21 protein-coding genes are annotated in these 17,002 nt (G+C 59.4%); 15 read left to right on the plus strand and 6 right to left on the minus strand.

Annotated features, from left to right (window positions below; genetic code table 11):
- Positions 1-191: 191 nt before the first annotated feature.
- Positions 192-509: a YqfO family protein gene (locus UF78_RS05170; protein ID WP_045160958.1), complete on the plus strand. Its 318-nt coding sequence runs from the start codon at positions 192-194 to the stop codon at positions 507-509.
- Between the two features lie 73 nt (positions 510-582).
- Here UF78_RS05170 and UF78_RS05175 read toward each other — a convergent pair whose 3' ends face one another.
- From UF78_RS05175 to UF78_RS05190, 4 genes are all read right to left on the minus strand, one after another.
- On the minus strand, positions 583-1,011 hold the full coding sequence (locus UF78_RS05175) for an organic hydroperoxide resistance protein (RefSeq protein WP_045160959.1): 429 nt from the start codon (positions 1,009-1,011) through the stop codon (positions 583-585).
- 140 nt (positions 1,012-1,151) lie between these two features.
- On the minus strand, positions 1,152-1,601 hold the full coding sequence (locus tag UF78_RS05180) for a MarR family winged helix-turn-helix transcriptional regulator (RefSeq protein WP_045160960.1): 450 nt from the start codon (positions 1,599-1,601) through the stop codon (positions 1,152-1,154).
- Positions 1,602-1,677: 76 nt separating this feature from the next.
- On the minus strand, positions 1,678-2,178 hold the full coding sequence (locus UF78_RS05185; protein ID WP_045160961.1) for a L,D-transpeptidase family protein: 501 nt from the start codon (positions 2,176-2,178) through the stop codon (positions 1,678-1,680).
- A 26-nt stretch (positions 2,179-2,204) separates the two neighbouring features.
- Positions 2,205-2,759 carry an NUDIX hydrolase gene (locus tag UF78_RS05190; RefSeq protein WP_045160962.1) on the minus strand — a complete coding sequence of 185 codons (555 nt, stop codon included), beginning with the start codon at positions 2,757-2,759 and terminating at the stop codon, positions 2,205-2,207.
- Between the two features lie 220 nt (positions 2,760-2,979).
- Between UF78_RS05190 and UF78_RS05195 the strand changes: the two genes are divergently transcribed.
- From UF78_RS05195 to purT, 4 genes are read left to right on the plus strand one after another with little or no spacing between them, the layout of a single operon-like run.
- Positions 2,980-3,594, plus strand: coding sequence for a CoA pyrophosphatase (locus UF78_RS05195; protein ID WP_045160963.1), 615 nt, complete (start codon positions 2,980-2,982; stop codon positions 3,592-3,594).
- Positions 3,595-3,596: 2 nt separating this feature from the next.
- Positions 3,597-4,121: a gamma carbonic anhydrase family protein gene (locus UF78_RS05200; RefSeq protein WP_045161105.1), complete on the plus strand. Its 525-nt coding sequence runs from the start codon at positions 3,597-3,599 to the stop codon at positions 4,119-4,121.
- Complete coding sequence (locus UF78_RS05205; protein WP_045160964.1) at positions 4,118-4,309, plus strand: DUF1289 domain-containing protein; 192 nt, start codon at positions 4,118-4,120, stop codon at positions 4,307-4,309. Before UF78_RS05200 ends, UF78_RS05205 begins: the two co-directional genes overlap by 4 nt.
- Positions 4,310-4,365: 56 nt before the next feature.
- Positions 4,366-5,547 carry a formate-dependent phosphoribosylglycinamide formyltransferase gene (purT, locus tag UF78_RS05210; protein WP_045160965.1) on the plus strand — a complete coding sequence of 394 codons (1,182 nt, stop codon included), beginning with the start codon at positions 4,366-4,368 and terminating at the stop codon, positions 5,545-5,547.
- Between the two features lie 24 nt (positions 5,548-5,571).
- Here the strand turns inward: purT and UF78_RS05215 are convergent, their stop codons facing one another.
- Together UF78_RS05215 and UF78_RS05220 are read right to left on the minus strand one after the other, a co-directional pair.
- Positions 5,572-6,858, minus strand: a complete 1,287-nt coding sequence (locus tag UF78_RS05215; RefSeq protein WP_045160966.1) for an HlyC/CorC family transporter — start codon at positions 6,856-6,858, stop codon at positions 5,572-5,574.
- Positions 6,859-6,898: 40 nt separating this feature from the next.
- Entirely contained in the window at positions 6,899-7,699 is an 801-nt protein-coding gene (locus UF78_RS05220; RefSeq protein WP_045160967.1) for a cytochrome C assembly family protein, read from the minus strand.
- 240 nt (positions 7,700-7,939) lie between these two features.
- Between UF78_RS05220 and ffh the strand changes: the two genes are divergently transcribed.
- From ffh to thrC, 10 genes are all read left to right on the plus strand, one after another.
- Complete coding sequence (gene ffh, locus UF78_RS05225; RefSeq protein WP_045160968.1) at positions 7,940-9,319, plus strand: signal recognition particle protein; 1,380 nt, start codon at positions 7,940-7,942, stop codon at positions 9,317-9,319.
- A 186-nt stretch (positions 9,320-9,505) separates the two neighbouring features.
- On the plus strand, positions 9,506-9,757 hold the full coding sequence (gene rpsP, locus UF78_RS05230; protein ID WP_003282953.1) for a 30S ribosomal protein S16: 252 nt from the start codon (positions 9,506-9,508) through the stop codon (positions 9,755-9,757).
- 4 nt (positions 9,758-9,761) lie between these two features.
- A complete protein-coding gene (gene rimM, locus UF78_RS05235; RefSeq protein WP_045160969.1) occupies positions 9,762-10,298 on the plus strand; it encodes a ribosome maturation factor RimM in 537 nt (178 codons plus the stop codon).
- Between the two features lie 5 nt (positions 10,299-10,303).
- Positions 10,304-11,056 (plus strand): tRNA (guanosine(37)-N1)-methyltransferase TrmD, encoded by a 753-nt coding sequence (gene trmD, locus UF78_RS05240; RefSeq protein WP_045160970.1) that lies wholly within the window; start codon positions 10,304-10,306, stop codon positions 11,054-11,056.
- A 43-nt stretch (positions 11,057-11,099) separates the two neighbouring features.
- Positions 11,100-11,450 carry a 50S ribosomal protein L19 gene (gene rplS, locus UF78_RS05245; protein WP_021208319.1) on the plus strand — a complete coding sequence of 117 codons (351 nt, stop codon included), beginning with the start codon at positions 11,100-11,102 and terminating at the stop codon, positions 11,448-11,450.
- A 279-nt stretch (positions 11,451-11,729) separates the two neighbouring features.
- Positions 11,730-12,626 carry a site-specific tyrosine recombinase XerD gene (gene xerD, locus UF78_RS05250; protein ID WP_045160971.1) on the plus strand — a complete coding sequence of 299 codons (897 nt, stop codon included), beginning with the start codon at positions 11,730-11,732 and terminating at the stop codon, positions 12,624-12,626.
- A gap of 127 nt (positions 12,627-12,753) precedes the next feature.
- Positions 12,754-13,479 (plus strand): thioredoxin fold domain-containing protein, encoded by a 726-nt coding sequence (locus tag UF78_RS05255; protein WP_045160972.1) that lies wholly within the window; start codon positions 12,754-12,756, stop codon positions 13,477-13,479.
- Positions 13,480-13,575: 96 nt separating this feature from the next.
- Positions 13,576-14,073, plus strand: coding sequence for a GFA family protein (locus UF78_RS05260; protein WP_045160973.1), 498 nt, complete (start codon positions 13,576-13,578; stop codon positions 14,071-14,073).
- Between the two features lie 112 nt (positions 14,074-14,185).
- The gene (locus tag UF78_RS05265; RefSeq protein WP_045160974.1) at positions 14,186-15,490 is read left to right on the plus strand and encodes a homoserine dehydrogenase; all 1,305 of its coding nucleotides are present in this window, start codon (positions 14,186-14,188) and stop codon (positions 15,488-15,490) included.
- Positions 15,491-15,575: 85 nt separating this feature from the next.
- On the plus strand, positions 15,576-16,985 hold the full coding sequence (gene thrC / locus UF78_RS05270) for a threonine synthase (protein ID WP_045160975.1): 1,410 nt from the start codon (positions 15,576-15,578) through the stop codon (positions 16,983-16,985).
- Positions 16,986-17,002: the final 17 nt, after the last annotated feature.

Below are 17,002 nucleotides of genomic sequence, written 5' to 3' on the forward strand. Positions count from 1 at the left end.
ACGGAACGGAAAGCTCGGAGGCGTACAGGCGCCCCGGGCTTTTTTGTTAACTGTGATTCGGTCGACGATGCCTGCTGAACCAAGCATCAGTGGCAACGTCTGATATCGGCAATGCAGAGATGCCGAGTCGGTCGGCGAATCGGTTGTCTCGGCGGAGAGGTGCTCCGCCGTCTGTTCTTGCGGAGACGTTGATGTACAAGCTGTGTTTCTATGTTCCGGAAAGCCACCTGGACGCAGTCAAGAAGGCAGTCTTCGCTGCCGGTGCCGGGCGCATCGGTGCATACGACAGTTGCTGCTGGCAGGTGCTCGGGCACGGTCAGTACCGCCCGCTGGAGGGCAGCAAGCCATTCCTTGGGCAACTTGGCCAGGTGCACTCGTTGTCGGAATGGAAGGTTGAATTGGTGGTGGCTGACGAGCTGATTCATGACAGCGTCAAGGCACTCAAGCGTACCCACCCGTACGAGACGCCCGCATTCGAGGTGTGGCGGCTGTCCGATTTGCAGTTCTGATTGGTGCGTTACGAACAAACCCGAGTCGCCACTGACCACTCGGGTTTTTTGTGCGCGTCAGACGTGAACCGGCTTAGACAGCGACATTCAGGCGAACCTCGATATTTCCGCGGGTGGCGTTGGAGTAGGGGCATACCTGGTGAGCGGCTTCGGTCAGTTGCTCGGCAGCTGATCGCTCAAGACCTGGCAGGCTGACGTTCAACTGGACTTCGAGCCCGAATCCGCCGGGAATCTGACCGATGCCCACCTGGCCGGTGACCGCTGTATCGATCGGCAGTTGCTGTTTCAACTGGCTAGCGGCGAACTTCAGCGCGCCAATAAAGCAGGCTGAGTAGCCAGCGGCAAACAGTTGCTCCGGGTTGGTGCCTTCGCCGCCTTGCCCGCCGAGTTCTTTGGGAGTGGAGAGCTTTAGATCGAGCAGGCCGTCGGACGATGCTGCACGGCCATCGCGACCTCCGGTGGCAGTGGCGGTTGCGGTATAGAGGGCCTTGATGGTTTGCATGTTTCGTTTCCTCGGGAGTGGCGTTCAGTTGCGGTTTAACTTATCGCGATAATATTTATCGCACAAGATAAATCCGATCGCGACTGCTTGAGCAGCGTCTGCGGAGTCACTGGCGAGGGTAGCGCCGCGCCCGGCGGCGCTTAGTTACCTTTCAGCAATGCGCTGCGAAGGGCGACAAGTTGATTGCGTAGCACCAACAGCGCATCGCGTGACTGCCCGGTACATTCGAGCATGCAGTCGGGGAAGTGCAGGGCGCGTTGCTTCATGGCACGCCCCGCGTCAGTGAGATGCAGTTCGACTACTCGTTCATCGCTGCTGCTGCGGGTCCGGCTGATCAAACCTTCGGCTTCCAGGCGTTTGAGCAATGGCGTCAGCGAACCGGGCTCGGTCAGCAACCGAGCGCTGATTTCCCCGACGGTGAGCCCGTCGCGCTCCCAAAGCACGAGCATCGCCAGATATTGCGGGTAGGTCAGACCGATGCTTTGCAACAAGGGCTTATAAGCTTTGGTCATCTGCAGCGAGGCGGAATACAGGGCAAAACACAGCTGATTATCCAGCTGCAGCTGCTCGTCTGAAGGCGTCTTCGTCATGGGTGGCCGAATGGCAGGAGAATGGCTTTCACGTTAACGTGCGGCCTCGCCTGGTGCCAAGCTCGGCGCGTATTTGTCAGGGGCGGATCTCGATCAGCGTACCGTTCTTCACCAGATTCCAGATCTCGCGCATATCATCGTTTTTCAGCGCGATGCACCCCTCGGTCCAGTCGAGAGTATGGAAAAACCACTCCGGATATTCTTCATCGAGCGGTGTGCCGTGAAGCATGATCATGCTTCCCGGGCGCTCGCCTTCGCGGCTGGCCCGTGCCAGGTCCTTGGCGTTCGGATAGGAGATGTGCATCGCCAGGTTGTATTTGTCGGAGGTCTTGCGCCAGTCGATCCAGTAAAACCCCTCGGGTGTCCGCTGGTCGCCTTCACGCTCCTTGGGACCTGGTTGCTTGCCCAGGGACACGCGGTAGCTCTTCATGGTAACGCCGCGGCTAATGAGGTGAAGCTGACGCTCGGACTTGACCACCAGCACCTTGTCGATGAAAGCATCATCGAATACTGGCGCGGCGGTAGCATGTGAGAGGGCAGCAAATGTGAAGCAGAAGATCGCTAACAGCCAGCGCATTGGAGCTTTCCTGAATCCTTACGGCATCAGACCTGTTTGCGCGCCACTCGCATTGCTTCGATGGCTTCGTTGCGCACCGGGAAGGTCTGCTGCACCCGGTCGGCGAAAAAGTATTCTAGGGTACGGCCAATCGTCGGAAAAGCCAGCTCTGACCAAGGGATGTCAGCCTGTCGGAAAAGCCTGACTTCGAGGCTCTCGTCTCCCGCGCAGAATCGTTCGTCCACCAATTCTGCGCGAAAGAACATGTAGACCTGATTGATATGTGGCAGGTCGAACAGCGTGTAGAGCTGCAAGTCCGTGACTCGAGCGCACGCTTCCTCCAGAGTCTCCCGCTCCGCCGCCTGCTGTACGGTCTCACCGTTCTCCATAAAGCCGGCCGGCAGTGTCCAATAACCGCGTCGCGGTTCTATCGCCCGGCGGCAGAGCAATACGTGGTCTTCCCATATAGGCAGACAACCGGCGACGATGCGTGGGTTCTGATAGTGAACCGTATCGCAGGATGTGCAGACAAATCGGGTCCGATTATCCCCATCAGGGACCCGCTCGGTGATCGAACCGCCGCACTGGCTGCAGAATTTCATCGCGCTTCCTTCGGTATACGGATCATTCCCACAGCCCGGGGCGACGGGCTGCGTTATTGCTGAAATCTAGTTTGCCGCGAAAAGCTTGCCAGCGACAGTTGGGTCTCTTTGGTTGTGTTCGTTGTCGTCGAGTCAGAGCTGCCGGATTTTGCCCTTGCCCGTCTTGGGCGCCTCGGTGATTCATGCCATGATGCCTGTCAAAGACTGAAAGAGATGTTTCATGCTGGACAAGATTCTCCAACGGGTGCGTGACTATTCCCCGCATCTCCTGGAGCCGGAAGGCCGGATGCCCGAGGCGGCGGTATTGATGCCGATTACTCGTAGTGATTCGCCGGAGCTGGTGTTGACCCTTCGCGCCAGCGGCCTATCCACCCACGGCGGTGAGGTAGCGTTCCCCGGTGGACGCCGCGATCCAGAGGATCGAAATCTGATCCATACCGCACTGCGCGAAGCCGAAGAAGAAGTGGGGTTGGCGCCGGGGATGGTAGAAGTCGTCGGGCCGCTCAGCAGCCTGGTTTCGCTCCATGGCATTCATGTCACGCCTTATGTCGGCGTCGTGCCTGACTATGTCGAATATCGCGCCAACGATGCCGAGATCGCTTCGGTCTTTTCCGTGCCGCTGGACTTCTTTTGCCAGGACACGCGAGAGGTTACCCACCGTATCGATTACCAAGGTGACGCCTGGTATGTCCCGTCGTACCGGTACGGCGAATACAAGATCTGGGGCCTGACGGCCATCATGATCGTCGAGCTGGTGAACCTGGTGTACGACGCCGGGATCGAAATGCGCCGTCCCCCCGTTTCCTACGTCGATCTGAGCCAGAAGAGGTCATGACCGTGAAATATCGCCTGGGTGATTCCCGTGTTGAAGCCGATCCACAAAGCTGGGTCGCGCCAAATGCCACGCTGGTCGGCAAGATCCGACTGGATGCTGGTGCAAGCGTTTGGTTTGGTGCGGTGCTGCGCGGGGATAACGAGCTGATCCATCTTGGCGAAAACAGCAACGTGCAGGATGGTAGCGTGATGCACACCGATATGGGGTATCCACTGACATTGGGTACCGGAGTCACTGTTGGACACAATGCCATGCTGCATGGCTGCACCGTCGGTGATTACAGCCTGGTCGGTATCAACGCGGTAATCCTCAATGGCGCAAAGATTGGCAAGTACTGCATCATCGGCGCCAATACCTTGATTGCCGAAGGAAAGGAGATTCCAGACGGTTCACTGGTGGTGGGCTCACCCGGCAAGGTGGTGCGTGAATTGACTGAACAACAGAAGAAAATGCTCGAAGCGAGCGCGGCGCACTACGTGCACAACGCCCAGCGTTACGCCCGTGATCTGGCGGAGCAGGACGATTGAGCGACGAGGAAAAGCCGGTCGCTTCTCCCTGCGTCAGCATCTGCGCACTGGATGAGGACGATTTATGCACGGGCTGCCAGCGCAGCATCGATGAGATTCGTCGCTGGAGCCGTATGGACAATCAGGAGCGGCGTCAGGTGCTGCTGCGTTGCCACGACCGGGCACGCGCCAGCGGACTGCTGCTCTAATTCGAGGTGCGGTGCGCCTCCGCCCGCTCATCACAATCCGTATAACGAGGAATCCCATGCCCCGAATAGGCACGCCGCTGTCCGCCAGCGCGACCCGTGTACTGCTTTGCGGTTCCGGCGAGCTCGGCAAGGAACTGGTTATCGAGCTTCAACGCCTGGGCGTCGAGGTCATAGCGGTTGATCGTTATGCCAATGCGCCGGCCATGCAGGTGGCGCATCGTCACCATGTCATCGATATGCTCGATGGCGCTGCGTTGCGAGCGGTTATCGAGCAGGAAAAGCCGCATTTCATCGTGCCGGAAATCGAAGCGATTGCCACCGCGACGTTGGTCGAGCTGGAAGGCGAGGGCTATAACGTCATCCCGACTGCACGGGCCGCGCAGCTCACCATGAATCGTGAGGGTATTCGCCGCCTGGCGGCTGAAGAGCTGGGGCTGCCGACCTCGCCCTATCGCTTCGCCGATTCGCTGGAAGAATGTCGCGCGGCTATTTCGGCGCTCGGGTTTCCGTGTCTGATCAAGCCCGTCATGAGCTCGTCCGGTAAAGGCCAGTCGGTTCTGCGGGACGAGTCAGAGATTCTCGCGGCTTGGGAATACGCCCAGGCAGGCGGGCGTGCCGGCAAGGGACGAGTGATCGTTGAAGGCTTCGTCGATTTCGACTACGAGATCACGCTGCTGACCGTCCGCCATTCGGGCGGGACGACGTTTTGCCAGCCGGTCGGGCATCGGCAGGAAAAGGGCGATTATCAAGAGTCGTGGCAGCCCCAGCCAATGACGCCGGGCGCGATGGCGGAGGCCGAACGCATTGCCCTGGCCGTCACCGATGCGCTGGGTGGTCGCGGCATCTTCGGTGTCGAGTTGTTCGTCAAAGGCGACAAGGTCTGGTTCTGTGAGGTCTCACCGCGGCCACACGATACCGGTCTGGTGACCTTGATCTCTCAGGATCTCTCCGAATTCGCCCTGCATGCGCGAGCGATTCTGGGACTGCCGATTCCGGCAATTCGCCAGTTCGGTCCGTCCGCTTCGGCGGTGGTGCTGGTTGAGGGCGAGTCCGATCAGGTGAGCTTCGGCAATCTGGCGGCCGCTATGGCCGAGCCGGACACGGCGCTGCGTTTGTTTGGCAAGCCGGGCGTCAGCGGGCAGCGGCGTATGGGTGTCGCGCTGGCTCGCGACGTCTCGATCGATGCTTCACGCGCCAAGGCGTTACGGGCAGCTGCGGCAATCGATACAGCGTTCTGATGATCCAGGGGTGCGTGACGCCCATCAGGGCGTGTCGCCCGTTGCGTCCGGAACGTCTTCGATCACCCAGGCGCGTACGCTTTTGACGCGGTTGTCCGCCGCCTGCAGGATCTCGAGCCGGTACTGGTTGATCTGCAGGCAGATACCGCTATCGGGAATATGCTCCAGCGCCTCGGTAATCAACCCGTTAAGGGTCTTGGGGCCGTCGCAGGGCAGCTGCCAGCCCAGCGCCCGGTTGACTTCGCGCAGGTAGGCCGCGCCATCGATCACCAGGGTGCCGTCGTCCTGCGGGTGGATGTCCGGGCTGCGTAATGCGTCCTGGTTGCTGAATTCACCGACGATCTCTTCGAGAATGTCTTCCAGCGTCACGATGCCCAGCACATCTCCGTATTCGTCGACGACGATGCCGATGCGCCGTTTCTGCTTCTGGAAATTGACCAGCTGAGTGGACAGTGGGGTGTTCTCGGGAATGAAGTAGGGCTCGTTGCAAGCGTCCAGCAGGCTTTTTCGGGTCAGTTGGTCGTGGCTGAGCAGTCGCGCGATCTGGCGCATGTGCACGATGCCTTCTATCTGATTGATGTCCTTGCGAAATACCGGGAGGCGCGTGTGGGGTGTGGTGCGCAGTTGGGTCACGATGGTTTCAAGGTCGTCCTCGAGGTCGATACCGGCGACCTCGTTACGGGGGATCATGATGTCGTCGACCGTGACCTTTTCCAGGTCCAGGATGCCGAGCAGCATGCTTTGCCGATTCATCGGCATGTCGCTGCCCGATTCACGGACCACGCTGCGTAGTTCCTCTGTGGATAGGCTGTCGTTGCCCTTGTTGGACAGGTCGACACCGAGCAGTTTGAGCAGGCCATTGCTGATCCAATTGAGCGACGCCACCAGCGGATACAGCACTTTCTGCAGCAACAGCAGCGGAAGGCTGACCGGGTACGCAACGGTTTCCGGTCGCAGGGCGGCGAGCGTCTTCGGCGTTATCTCTCCGAATATGAGCAGGAGGATGGTCAGGCCGATGGTCGCAATCGCGATTCCGGCTTCGCCCCATAGCTTGATTGCCAGCACCGTGGCGATCGACGAGGCGAGGATATTGACGAAGTTGTTGCCGACCAGAATTGTCCCGAGCAGCCGGTCCGGCCGCTCGAGCAACGCGCTTGCCCGCTTTGCCCCGCGGTGCCCGTCTTTGGCCTTGTGGCGCAGGCGGTAGCGGTTGAGGCTGAGCATCCCGGTTTCGGAACTGGAAAAGAACGCCGAGCACAAAAGCAGGAAAACCAGCATGCCGACCAGGAAGCCGGGGTGTAGATGTTCCACTTGGTGGTCCTAGAGTCTGTTGATGTTTCGTCGTGCGCTGCTAGACGTGCAGGATGAATTCGCGGACCAGCTTGCTGCCGAAATAGGCCAGCATCAGCAGGCAGAAGCCGGCCAATGTCCAGCGAATGGCCTTGTAGCCGCGCCAGCCAAGCTGGTGCCGTCCCCACAGCAACAGGCCGAAAACCACCCAGGCGACCACCGACAACAGTGTCTTGTGCACCAGATGTTGGGCGAACAGGTTCTCCAGAAACAGCCAGCCGGAGATCAAGGATGCCGACAGCAGCAGCCAACCGGCGAGCAGAAAGCCGAACAGCAGACTCTCCATGGTCTGTAGCGGTGGGAAGTTCTTGATCAGCCCGGATGGGTGTTTGTGCTTCAGGTGGTGGTCCTGCAAAAGCAGCAGCAACGACTGGAAGACCGCAATGGTGAGCATCCCGTAAGCCAGTATGGAGAACAGGATGTGAGCCAGGATGCCCGGCTCTTCGGCAATGGCCGGTACCGTTCCGGAGGGCGCGAACTGGGCGAACAGTACCGTCAGACAGCCGAGTGGAAAGAGCAACAGCAGAAGGTTTTCGACCGGCATGCGGTAGAGGGCAAGCAGGATCAGCAGGATGACGGCGGCAGCGATCAGGCTCGAAGCCGTGAAGAAATCCAGATGCAATCCGCTGGGCGACAGCAGCTGAATGAACAGGCTCACCCCGTGCGCGACGAGCGCCAAGGCGCCCAGGACGAGAAGAAGACGTTTGTCCGGCACGGTGCGTTGCACTAGGCGCAGGCCTTGGTATCCGGTGACGCCGGCGTAAAGGCAGGCGGCAGCTAGGCTCGGTAGCAGAGGGTGCATAGGTCTGTTAGCAGGCTCGAAAGGCGCTGAGTGTGGCACAAACGCTGGTCGCACAAAAGCGTGCGTATGGCGGTGGGTACTGCCCCGGCGGGCGGCCTGCAGTGTGTTGCCCAATGTAGCGCCGATAGTCTTCGGGGTTGGCTCACCTGTGCGATGAAAAGGCTCGACGGCGGGGTACCGGCCTGGGCCTCACAGCTTCTATAATCGGTGCCTTAACCACACCCAGCGTGGAAACGGCACATGTTTGAAAACCTAACCGACCGCCTCTCCCAGACACTTCGCCATGTTACCGGCAAGGCCAAGCTGACCGAGGACAACATCAAGGACACCCTGCGCGAAGTGCGAATGGCGCTGCTAGAAGCTGACGTCGCACTGCCGGTGGTCAAGGAGTTCGTGGCCAAGGTCAAGGACAGGGCCGTCGGCACCGAGGTCTCCAAGAGCCTGACACCTGGTCAAGCGTTCGTGAAGATCGTTCGCGCCGAGCTGGAAGAGCTGATGGGCGCGGCCAATGAAGATCTTGCCCTGAGCGTGGTGCCCCCGGCCGTTGTGCTGATGGCCGGCCTGCAGGGGGCGGGAAAGACCACTACGGTTGGCAAGCTGGCGAGGTTCCTAAAGGAGCGCAAGAAGAAGTCGGTGTTGGTTGTTTCCGCGGACGTCTACCGCCCTGCGGCGATCAAGCAGCTCGAAACCTTGGCTGCGGAAGTGGGCGTGACCTTCTTTCCCTCCGATACCAGCCAGAAGCCTGTCGAAATCGCTCAGGCAGCGATTCGCGAGGCCAAGCTCAAGTTCATTGATGTGGTACTGGTCGATACCGCCGGCCGTCTGGCCATCGATGCCGAGATGATGGCCGAGATCCAGGCCGTCCATGCGGCGATCAATCCGGCCGAGACGCTGTTCGTCGTCGATGCCATGACGGGTCAGGATGCGGCCAACACCGCCAAGGCATTCGGCGAAGCGCTGCCATTGACCGGTGTCGTGTTGACCAAGGTCGACGGGGATGCGCGAGGCGGTGCCGCATTGTCGGTCCGTCACATCACCGGTAAGCCGATCAAATTCCTCGGCATGGGAGAAAAAAGCGACGCGCTCGAACCGTTCCACCCGGACCGAATTGCCTCGCGCATCCTCGGTATGGGTGATGTGCTCAGCTTGATCGAACAAGCCGAGCAGACGCTGGACCGAGAAAAGGCCGAGAAACTCACCAAGAAGCTGAAGAAGGGCAAGGGCTTCGATCTAGAAGATTTCCGCGACCAGCTTCAGCAGATGAAAAACATGGGCGGCCTTGGCGGCCTGATGGACAAACTGCCTTCGATCGGCGGCGTGAATCTCTCGCAGATGGGCAATGCCCAGGGCGCGGCTGAGAAGCAGTTCAAGCAGATGGAAGCCATCATCAACTCGATGACACCTGTCGAGCGGCGCAACCCAGATATCATTAGCGGTTCTCGCAAGCGCCGCATCGCCATGGGTTCTGGCACGCAGGTGCAGGATATCGGTCGCCTGATCAAGCAGCACAAGCAGATGCAGAAGATGATGAAGAAGGTCAGCGGCAAGGGGGGCATGGCCAAGATGATGCGCGGTATGGGCGGTATGTTTCCGGGCGGCGGTGGGATGCCCAAATTCTGACCCAGAGCCTTTCAGCGAGCCCTTTTGCTGGGCGCCGCCGAGGCTGGGCAGGCCTGCTGTCGAGGCCTGTAGCTGTTTTTAAAAAAGCCATTTGCAAAAGTCCGGATAATCCTTAGAATATGCGGCCTTTCGGGCCTTGGGCCCTGCATTCAGATTTGCTGTACCGACTACAGGAACGATGTTCACATGGTAACTATTCGTCTCGCCCGTGGCGGCTCCAAGAAGCGCCCTTTCTACCACCTGACCGTGACCAACAGCCGCAATCCGCGTGATGGTCGCTTCGTTGAGCGTATCGGCTTCTTTAATCCGATCGCCTCGGGTGCGGAAGTGAAGCTTTCTGTAAACCAGGAGCGTGCTACTTACTGGCTGAGCCAGGGCGCACAGCCGTCTGAGCGCGTTGCTCAGCTGCTGAAGGAAGCTGCCAAGGCCGCTGCCTAAATACATGAACGCAACGTCTGTTCCGGCCGAAGACCTGATCGTTATCGGTAAAATCGTTTCGGTGCATGGCGTGCGTGGTGACGTAAAGATCTATTCCTTTACCGATCCGATCGACAATCTGCTGGGTTATCGCCGCTGGACGCTCAGGCGAGGCGACGAGGTCAAGCAGGTCGAGTTGGTCAAGGGGCGCCTCCAGGGCAAGGTTCTGGTGGCTACGCTGGGCGGACTGACTGATCGTGAAGTGGCGCGTACATACGCCGACTTCGAGATCTGCATACCCCGCAGTGAACTGCCTGACTTGGCTGGCGAAGAGTACTACTGGTTCCAGCTTCAGGGCCTGACGGTCATTAATCAGCTCGGGCAAGTGCTTGGGCGGGTGGATCATCTGCTGGAAACCGGAGCTAACGATGTCCTGGTGGTCAAGCCGTTTGACGGCAGCCTGGATGATCGTGAGCGCTTGCTGCCCTATACCGACCCCTGCGTGTTGAAGGTCGATCTGGATGCAGCCGAAATGCACGTCGAATGGGATGCGGATTTCTGACTGACATGTCCGGCTTTCGTGTCGAAGTGATCAGTCTGTTTCCGGACATGTTCGCTGCCGTCCGCGACTACGGTATTACCAGTCGCGCGGTGAAGCAGGGGCTGCTCCAGCTGCGTTGCTGGAATCCCCGGAACTACACCGAAGATCGTCACCAGACCGTGGATGATCGTCCCTTTGGCGGCGGCCCCGGCATGGTGATGAAGATCAAGCCGCTGGAGCTTGCGCTGGCAGACGCCAGACAGGCCGCTGGCGAGAAGGCGAAGGTGATTTACCTGTCGCCTCAGGGGCGGCAGTTGAAACAGGCTGACGTCCGCGACTTGGCGAAGGAAGAGGCGCTTATTCTCATCGCCGGTCGCTACGAAGGTATCGACGAGCGCTTCATCGAGGCGCATGTCGATGAGGAATGGTCGATTGGCGATTACGTGTTGTCCGGCGGTGAATTGCCGGCCATGGTGCTGATTGATGCGGTGACCCGCTTGCTCCCCGGAGCGCTGGGTCATGCTGATTCCGCCGAGGAGGATTCGTTTACCGACGGCCTGCTCGATTGCCCGCACTACACGCGACCGGAAGTGTATGCGGATAAACGTGTTCCTGAAGTGCTGCTTAGCGGCAATCATGAGCACATCCGGCGCTGGCGTTTGCAGCAATCCCTCGGAAGAACCTGGGAACGCCGCGCTGATCTTCTGGATAGCCGCTCGCTTTCTGGAGAAGAACAAAAGCTGCTGACGGAATATATCCGTCAGCGGGACGATAGTTAACGTATCGATGGCACGCCACGAAGGCCTGTCTTAGGAGCACAGCATGACCAACAAGATTATCCAGGCGCTCGAAGCTGAGCAGATGACCAAAGAACTGCCTCCGTTTGCCCCGGGCGACACCGTTGTCGTCCAGGTGAAAGTGAAGGAAGGCGAGCGTGAGCGTCTGCAGGCATTCGAAGGCGTTGTGATCGGCAAGCGTAACCGCGGTCTGAACAGTGCATTCACCGTTCGCAAGATTTCCAACGGTGTGGGTGTCGAGCGTACTTTCCAGTACTACAGCCCGATGGTTGACAGCCTCAGCGTCAAGCGCCGTGGCGATGTTCGCAAGGCCAAGCTGTATTACCTCCGCGCGCTGTCCGGCAAGGCAGCCCGCATCAAGGAAAAGCTTTCCTGAGGAAAGCGTCCTTCAAAAAAAGCAGCCTTCGGGCTGCTTTTTTTTCGCCGGTCAGTTGCTTTCAGTATCATCGCTGCGATTCTGCTGTCTGGCTTTTGGGATTCTGGTGTTCCTTCGTACACTTTCAGCCTAAGCGCCCATGGCATTGTGATTGAGCGCTTCGGGCATCCAATGATGCGTGCAGGACAAGCTGCTCATGTTCACCGCTACAGGGCGGGCCGATCTGACGCGTCTGGTGCTCTATGGAACAAACATGCGTTTACCTGCCGATGAGTTTTCATGCCCGCACTCGATGATCCAATGATCGACCGTTTCCTCGATGCCCTCTGGCTCGAGAAAGGGCTATCGGATAATACCCGTGAGGCTTATCGGAGCGATCTGGCCCTGTTCAATGGCTGGCTCAACGCGCGAGGCGCTCGACTGATGGACGCCGGCCGGGAGGCGATTCTCGATCATCTTGCTTGGCGATTGGCCAATAACTACAAGGCGCGTTCCACCGCACGGCTGCTTTCCGGGCTTCGCGGTTTTTATCGGTTTCTGCTTCGCGAAGGGGAGATCTCGGTAGATCCCACGCTGCGCGTCGAGCTGCCGCAGCTTGGGCGACCGCTACCCAAGGCGTTGTCCGAAGCCGACGTGGAAGCATTGCTGGCCGTACCTGATTTTAGCGATCCGCTGGGGTTGCGCGACCGGGCGATGCTTGAAGTCCTTTATGCGACCGGCCTGCGTGTGACGGAGCTGGTGAGTCTCAGTCTGGAGCAAGTCAATCTTCGCCAGGGCGTGCTGCGCACGTTCGGCAAGGGCAACAAGGAGCGTCTGGTGCCGCTCGGAGAGGAGGCCATGCACTGGTTGACGCGTTATCTGCGTGACGCTCGGGATACCCTACTGGCGGGCAAGGCGAGTGACGTGGTGTTTCCCAGTCGGCGTGGTGATCTGATGACGCGGCAGACGTTCTGGCATCGAATCAAGCTGCACGCTCGGCAGGCTGGGATTGCGGCATCGATTTCACCTCACACGTTGCGTCATGCGTTCGCCACGCATCTGCTCAACCATGGCGCGGATCTTCGGACCGTGCAGATGCTGCTCGGTCATAGCGACTTGTCTACTACACAGATCTACACGCACATCGCGCGCGCGAGGCTGCAGGAGCTCCACGCGCAGCATCATCCGCGTGGCTGACCACAGGTCCCGTGAGCCTGCGCGGCAGGCCACAAAATCCGCGACCAAACGCCCAATGCCATGCGCTGGGGCGAAGTGGCTATGTTAATCTGCGGCCTTCCCTCGATCGAAGTCGCCAGGAGATTCCATGCGCGTGATTCGTTTATTTGCTGCGGCGACCCTCGGTCTTGCCAGCACCGTCGTCCTGGCTGCCGATGCCGACAAGGCAATTCGTGAATCGCTGCAATCCGTGCAGCCTGGCATGCCGATCGAAGCGATTGCCGAAAGCCCCATGGACGGTGTCTATCAGGTCCAGCTCAAGGGCGGGCGCCAGCTGTACGCCAGCGCCGATGGGCAATTCGTGATCCAGGGGTACATGTTCCAGTTCAAGGACGGACAGGCCGTCAACTTGACCGAGCAGGCCCAGAGTCGCTCGGTTGCCAAGATGATCGACGCCATTCCCGCTAATGAGATGGTGGTCTTCTCGCCAGAGAAGCCGAAGACTCATATCACGGTTTTCACAGATACCGATTGTGGCTATTGCCAGAAACTGCACAGCGAAGTGCCGGAGCTTAATCGCTTGGGTGTCGAGGTTCGCTATATGGCATTTCCGCGGCAGGGTATGGGCAGCCATGGCGCCAATACCCTGGCCAACGTCTGGTGCGCCAAGGATCGTCAGGCGGCGATGAATAAAGCCAAGGCGCGTGAGGAAGTACCCGATGCCAGCTGCGACGACCCCGTTGCGAAACAGTACGAGCTGGGTCAGCTGATCGGTGTTCAGGGGACTCCGGCGATCATTCTGGCTGATGGGCAGGTCATCCCTGGCTACCAGCCTGCACCCCAGCTTGCTGAGCTCGCTCTGAAAGCCCATTAAGGCCCTGGCAGCATCCTGAGGGTGCTGCCCCGTGCGCTACTGAACTGTTCCGCTCCTCACGTTCAAAAGCTGAAGGCATTCCGAGGAGATGTGAACATGAAGCTTGAAGGTTCCTGTCATTGCAAGGCTGTGCGGTTCTCGCTCGAATCGGCTGAACCCTATCCGTTCATGCGTTGCTACTGCTCCATCTGTCGCAAGACCGCCGGGGCGGGTGGCTATGCAATCAACCTGGGCGGCGATCAGCGGACATTGGCTGTCGAAGGCCGCGAGAATCTAAGCATCTACCAAGCCAAAATGGTCGATCCGGCAACGGGCGCGATCCGCGTCAGCGACGGTCAGCGTCATTTCTGCAAGCTATGCGGCAGCGCGCTCTGGTTGTGGGACCCCAACTGGCCGGATCTGGTCCACCCGCATGCATCGGCTATCGATACCGATCTGCCGGTGCCCCCGGAGTCTACGCATTTGATGCTGGCTTCGAAGGCGTCATGGGTTGAGCCGCAGATTGGACCGGACGACCGCTGCTTCGACCAATATCCAGACGAGTCGCTCGCCCAGTGGCATCAGCGCCTGGGATTGCAGAGCGAACCCGGTTAACGGAGATTTTCGGCGCCTCTGTCGATTTGACTAAATCTCGTGCGCTTCGTAATGTGCGACTCTTTTGTTCGGCCGCTGTGCGGGGCCGTTCGCTGGTAATGGGGAGTGCAGCTTGAAACCGGTGAAAGTTGGCATCTGTGGGCTGGGGACCGTCGGTGGCGGTACCTTCAATGTGCTCGAGCGCAACGCTGCGGAAATTGCCCGCCGTGCCGGGCGAGGAATCGAAGTCGCACAGATTGCGGCTCGTCATGCGAACCCTAGATGCAACACCGGCGACACCCCAATCACCGCCGATATTTTCGAGGTGGCGAACAACCCCGAGATCGACATCGTCGTCGAACTCATCGGCGGTTATACCCTGGCCCGTGAATTGGTCCTCAAGGCTATCGAGAATGGCAAGCATGTGGTCACGGCGAACAAGGCGCTGATCGCCGTGCACGGCAATGAGATCTTCGCCAAGGCCCGTGAAAAAGGCGTCATTGTGGCATTCGAAGCCTCGGTCGCTGGTGGCATTCCGGTAATCAAGGCGATCCGCGAAGGCCTGGCGGGCAACCAGATCAATTGGCTGGCCGGCATAATCAATGGCACCGGTAACTTCATCCTCACTGAGATGCGTGAGAAGGGCCGTACTTTCGAGGACGTGCTCAAGGAAGCGCAGGAACTGGGTTATGCCGAAGCCGATCCGACCTTTGATGTCGAAGGCATTGATGCCGCTCACAAGCTGACCATCCTCGCGTCCATCGCTTTCGGGGTGCCGCTGCAGTTCGACAAGGCTTACACCGAGGGCATTTCCCGTCTGACCACTGCCGACGTCAACTATGCCGAGGCGCTGGGTTATCGCATCAAGCACCTGGGTGTCGCGCGGAGCACCGATTCGGGTATCGAGTTGCGCGTCCATCCGACGCTGATTCCGGCCGATCGGCTGATCGCCAACGTCAACGGCGTGATGAATGCGGTCATGGTCAACGGTGATGCGGTCGGCTCGACCCTGTATTACGGTGCCGGCGCCGGCATGGAGCCGACGGCTTCTGCGGTAGTGGCAGACCTGGTCGATGTGGCGCGAGCGCTCACCACCGACCCGAACAACCGCGTCCCACATCTGGCGTTCCAGCCCGACTCGCTATCGGCCCATCCGATCCTGCCTATTGGCGCCTGCGAAAGCGCCTATTACTTGCGTATCCAGGCCAAGGATCATCCAGGTGTGCTGGCTCAGGTCGCGACCATCCTGTCCGAGCGCGGGATCAACATCGAGTCGATCATGCAGAAGGAAGCCGAGGTGCATGATGGCCTGGTTCCGGTCATTCTCGTCACCCACCGGGTGGTAGAGCAGCGTATCGATGATGCGATCACGGCGCTGGAATCGCTGACTGACGTGGTTGGCAGCGTCGTGAGAATCCGAGTGGAACAGCTGAATTAATCTGAGCTGAATCCGGAGCTGGAAGCTGGAGCGGATTGCTCTGCTTCAGTCTAAGGCCAACGGCTCAAAACGAAGGTTTGAAAACATGCGCTATATCAGTACCCGTGGCCAAGCGCCGGCCCTGAATTTCGAGGATGTTCTGCTCGCCGGTCTCGCCAGCGATGGCGGTCTCTACGTTCCGGAAAACCTGCCGCGCTTCACCGTCGAGGAAATCGCGTCCTGGTCGGGCCTGCCGTACCATGAGCTGGCTTTCAAGGTGATGCGACCGTTCGTTGCCGGCAGCATTCCCGATGCCGATTTCAAACAGATTCTTGAAGAGACCTACGGTGTTTTCGCCCACAGCGCCGTCGCGCCGCTGCGTCAGCTGAACGGCAACGAGTGGGTGCTGGAGCTGTTCCACGGTCCGACTCTGGCGTTCAAGGATTTCGCCCTGCAACTGCTGGGGCGCCTGCTCGACTACGTGCTGGCCAAGCGTGGTGAACGTGTGGTGATCATCGGCGCGACGTCCGGTGATACCGGGTCGGCGGCGATCGAAGGCTGCCGTCGCTGCGATAATGTCGATATCTTCATTCTTCACCCGCACAACCGTGTATCGGAAGTGCAGCGTCGGCAAATGACTACGATCTTTGGCGACAACATCCACAATATCGCAATCGAAGGCAACTTCGACGATTGCCAGGAAATGGTCAAGGACAGCTTCGCTGACCAAGGCTTCCTCAAGGGCACTCGCCTGGTCGCCGTCAACTCGATCAACTGGGCGCGGATCATGGCCCAGATCGTCTATTACTTCCATGCGGCGCTGCAGCTGGGCGGACCGGCGCGTTCGGTGGCGTTCTCCGTGCCGACTGGTAACTTCGGCGACATTTTCGCCGGCTACCTGGCGCGCAATATGGGCTTACCGATCAGCCAGCTGGTGGTGGCGACCAACCGCAACGACATCCTGCACCGCTTCATGAGCGGCAACCGTTACGACAAAGATACGCTGCACCCGTCGCTGTCGCCTTCGATGGACATCATGGTGTCGTCGAACTTCGAGCGTCTTCTGTTCGATTTGCACGGACGTAACGGTGCCGCCGTGGCCGAGCTGATGAGCGCTTTCAAATCCAGTGGCAAGCTGTCAGTGGAAGAAGAGCGCTGGACTGAGGCACGCAAACTGTTCGACTCGCTGGCCGTGGATGACGAGCAGACCTGCAAGACCATTGCCGAAATTTTTGAGACCACTGGCGAGTTGCTCGATCCCCACACGGCCATCGGTGTGCATGCCGCGCGTGAGTGTCGTCGCAGCTTGTCGATACCGATGGTGACGCTCGCAACTGCGCATCCGGTAAAGTTCCCCGAGGCGGTTGAGAAGGCGGGCGTCGGCAAGGCGCTGGAGCTGCCAGCCCATCTCGCCGATCTGTTCGAGCGGCCGGAGCGTTGCACGGTGCTGGCCAACGATCTGAAGGCCATGCAGGCTTTTGTCGGTGAGCACGGCAATCGCGGCAAGCCGCTATGATCCAGCGCCGCTGATCG

Source organism: Stutzerimonas stutzeri, from assembly GCF_000952685.1.
Classification (GTDB): Bacteria; Pseudomonadota; Gammaproteobacteria; order Pseudomonadales; family Pseudomonadaceae; genus Stutzerimonas; species Stutzerimonas stutzeri_E.